The organism is Paenisporosarcina sp. P5_A11, assembly GCF_056400705.1.
This window is the reverse complement of the sequence record NZ_JBFUKT010000357.1, coordinates 1-1,173: the sequence shown is the minus strand read 5'-3', so window position 1 is coordinate 1,173 and position 1,173 is coordinate 1. Positions and strand designations below refer to the sequence as shown.

The 1,173-nt window shown below is 45.2% G+C and carries 2 protein-coding genes; both read right to left on the bottom strand.

The genetic code is table 11. The features are described from left to right. Positions 1-3 precede the first annotated feature (3 nt). Positions 4-432 carry an HNH endonuclease gene (locus tag AC1DOS_RS20210; RefSeq protein WP_477538923.1) on the bottom strand — a complete coding sequence of 143 codons (429 nt, stop codon included), beginning with the start codon at positions 430-432 and terminating at the stop codon, positions 4-6. Between the two features lie 253 nt (positions 433-685). Then, the gene (locus AC1DOS_RS20205; RefSeq protein WP_477538922.1) at positions 686-1,105 is read right to left on the bottom strand and encodes a hypothetical protein; all 420 of its coding nucleotides are present in this window, start codon (positions 1,103-1,105) and stop codon (positions 686-688) included. Positions 1,106-1,173 lie beyond the last annotated feature (68 nt).

Genomic DNA, 1,173 nt, shown 5'->3' with positions numbered 1-1,173 from the left:
CCTCTACTCTTTAAGGGCAACAATATCGCCATAATATGGGCTATTACCGAAAAATAATTCGATATCACCTTTATTTGTTCGTCGTTTACCGTATACTACGTGGAATTCCGTGTGACAAGGCTCGCATAACGTTATTCCGTTGCTTACGTCATCGCGTAAATCAGGATTATCTGCGTAATTATATATGTGGTGAGCGTGCATAATACCGTTTCTGCTGCGGCATTTCGGGTTTTGGCAGCGGAATCCATCGCGTTCTTTGACTGTCATCGCCCATAATCGAGTCGAATCATTACGGTGCATCGGCTTTTTAGCGCCACGCACCCGTTCTTTCTTAACGAAAAACGTATATATTTCCGGATCAGCGTACTTATATAAGTGATATTCAACCGCCTCAGCTACGAATTCTACCTCGGTGCTTCGACGGTTCTGCATCTGACGAGCACCTAATATCGGATACTCGCTCGTTTGCACTTTATTAGACGATGAATCCGACAAATCTTCGCTTAGTATAGCGTCAGCAAGCATTGACAAGTAATTGTCCGAAGGAAATTCGCCTGTATCCTCGTAATAACGCTCAATCATTTCGTTAGTTTCTGATACTGCGTCAGGTGGCGTTAGTTTTTCTTTATACATCTGCTTCGCGGAACGTCTGTACGATATGTCGTAGTCGTGGCGTCTTTTACCGCTAATCATTCGACTTCACCTCTGGTTGTCTATCCACGTAAGCCTTTTCCGCATTAGTCCGGACTCTTCTCGTAGGTGTGCGATGATCCTTTCCATCACTGGCGATAGTTTCCGGTATTCCACTTCCGAGAATCTTGTCGTAGTAGCGTTTTTCCTTATGTTTGCTTTCAATCGGATACTCGGTATTACGTGTTTTCCACGGCGTAACGTCAGTCATTTCATCTCGTAATATAAGCGTCGCCAACCGTTCAAGTGGCGCCGAATCCGGCACTCTGCCGCAATGAGCGAAGTAAGCCTCGACTAATGCGTCGCTCGCTTCTAAACGGCTCTCACGGCTCGTTTTTAGCGCCTTAGCTTGCGTGAATAATTCGTCTATATGGCGGTGCATATCTGCCTTGTATTCGTTCGTAAATGCTATCATCCGTTGTCCTCCGTCTCTAATTCCGACCATATATCGAAATGTCGTTGTATCATGCTAAACGCATAAAC

Coding starts and splice junctions, on each gene's coding strand:
- AC1DOS_RS20205 (WP_477538922.1), bottom strand. CDS start 1,105: ATGATAGCATTTACGAACGAATACAAGGCAGATATGCACCGCCATATA.
- AC1DOS_RS20210 (WP_477538923.1), bottom strand. CDS start 432: ATGCAGAACCGTCGAAGCACCGAGGTAGAATTCGTAGCTGAGGCGGTT.